Here is a 1,862-nt window from a genome sequence, read left to right as displayed (position 1 = left end):
CGCCCCCGGCGCCACCCGGCCCGTGGTCCGGCCGATCAGGTGCGGCAGTGCGCCGTCGCGCAGGAACACCGGCACGACGTCGAGCGGGGCGGCCGCGCGCACCGTCGTCCCGCCGTCGTGCACCTCGCCCGTGGCGGCATCCGTCCAGCGCGACCCCGCAGGCAGGTAGACGTCCCGTTCGCGGACGCCGGCCGCCAGGACCGGAGCGACGAGGACGTCCGGCCCGAGCAGGAACTGGTCGTCGACGTCCCAGGCCCGCGGGTCGTCGGGGAAGTCGTGGAAGAGGCCCCGCATGACCGGCTGGCCGTCGGCGTGCGCGGCGTGCATGGCGTCGCGCACGTAGTCCCGGAGCGTCTCGCGCAGGTGGACGTAGCGCTCCAGCACGCCGTAGACCTCCTCACCGAAGCTCCACAGCTCGTTGGGTCCACCCGAGCCCAGCCGCGGCGAACCGTCCGCCGCGGCGACCTCGTGCCCGGGCAGCCGGTCGCCGTGCAGCCGCATCACGGGGCTGAACGCGCCGAACTGGAACCAGCGCACGAGCAGCTCGTGGAACGCCGGGTCGGTGACGTCGCCCCGGTGGAAGCCGCCGACGTCGGTGGTGAACCACGGGATGCCCGCGACGCCCATGTGGATGCCCGCGGTGACCTGCCGCGCGAGGTCCTCGAACGTCGAGGAGATGTCACCCGACCAGGCGAGTGCCCCGTAGCGCTGGCTGCCCGCCCACACGCAGCGCACCAGGTTGACGACCTCGCTCTCGCCGTCGGCCACCTGGCCCTCGTAGAAGGCGCGCGCGAACGCCTGCGGGTAGACGTTGCCGACCCGCAGCGCCGGGCCGAGGTGGTAGCGGAAGGCGTCGTAGTCGTAGACGCCGTACTCGGGCTCGGCCTCGTCCAGCCAGAACGTGCGGATCCCGTGCTCGCCGTAGTTGCGCCGGCAGGTCTCCCACAGCCAGCGCCGGGTCTCGGGGTTGGTGACGTCGAGGAACGTGCTCGGCCCCTGGAACGCCATCTGCACGTCGAGCCCGCGGTCGGCCCGGACCAGCAGGTTGTTCCGCCGCAGGTGGGAGTCGTTCTCCGACTCCAGCGAGACCTGCGGCCAGACCGAGACCATGAGCTCGACCCCGAGGTCGCGCAGCTCGTCGACCATCGCCGTCGGGTCCGGCCAGAACTCGTCCTCGAACCGGTAGTCGCCCATCTTCGGCCAGTGGAAGAAGTCGGCGACGATGACGTCCAGCGGCAGCCCGCGCCGGCGGTGCTCACGCGCGACCTGAAGGAGCTGCTCCTGGTTCCAGTAGCGCAGCTTGCACTGCCAGAACCCGAGCCCGCGCTCGGGCATCATCGGGGCGTGCCCGGTCGCGTCGGCGTACGCGCGGGAGATCTGCGCGGGCGTGCGTCCGGCGGTCACCCAGTAGTCGAGCTGCCGTGTCGACTCGGCGTGCCACTCGGTGCGGTTGCGCGCGAACGTAGCGCGCCCGATCGCCGGGTCGTGCCAGAGGAACCCGTACCCGGCGCTCGACATGACGAACGGGACGCTCGCCTGCGAGTTGCGGTGCGCCAGCTCGAACGTGGAGCCCTTGAGGTCCAGCACGTGCTGCTGGTACTGGCCCATCCCGTACAGCTTCTCGTCCGGGTCGGACTCGAACGACGCCGTGAGCGTGTGCCCGTCGTCGCCGAGCCGCGGGCGGAAGTCCCGGGCACGCAGCTGGAGCGAGCCCCCGCGGTCGAGCTCGCGCAGCAGCAGCCGGCCGTCGGCGTCGTAGAACGCCAGGTCGCAGTGCGACACCTCGTAGCCGACCACCTCGCTGAACCCCGTGGTGGTCGTCAGCTCGACGCGGAGGCCGCCGTTGACGAGCGTCGCGCCGT

At 72.2% G+C, this 1,862-nt stretch carries 1 protein-coding gene; it reads right to left on the bottom strand.

Features of this window, described 5'->3' with window-relative positions; all coding sequences use genetic code 11:
* On the bottom strand, positions 1-1,862 hold a 1,862-nt coding region (locus PROKR_RS07705; protein ID WP_084800307.1), incomplete at both ends, for a glycoside hydrolase family 31 protein.

The sequence above is a fragment of the Promicromonospora kroppenstedtii DSM 19349 genome (assembly GCF_000515355.1).
GTDB classification, from domain to species: Bacteria; Actinomycetota; Actinomycetes; order Actinomycetales; family Cellulomonadaceae; genus Promicromonospora; species Promicromonospora kroppenstedtii.
Note: the sequence above shows the minus strand (reverse complement) of the source record. Positions and strands in the feature narration are given on the sequence as shown.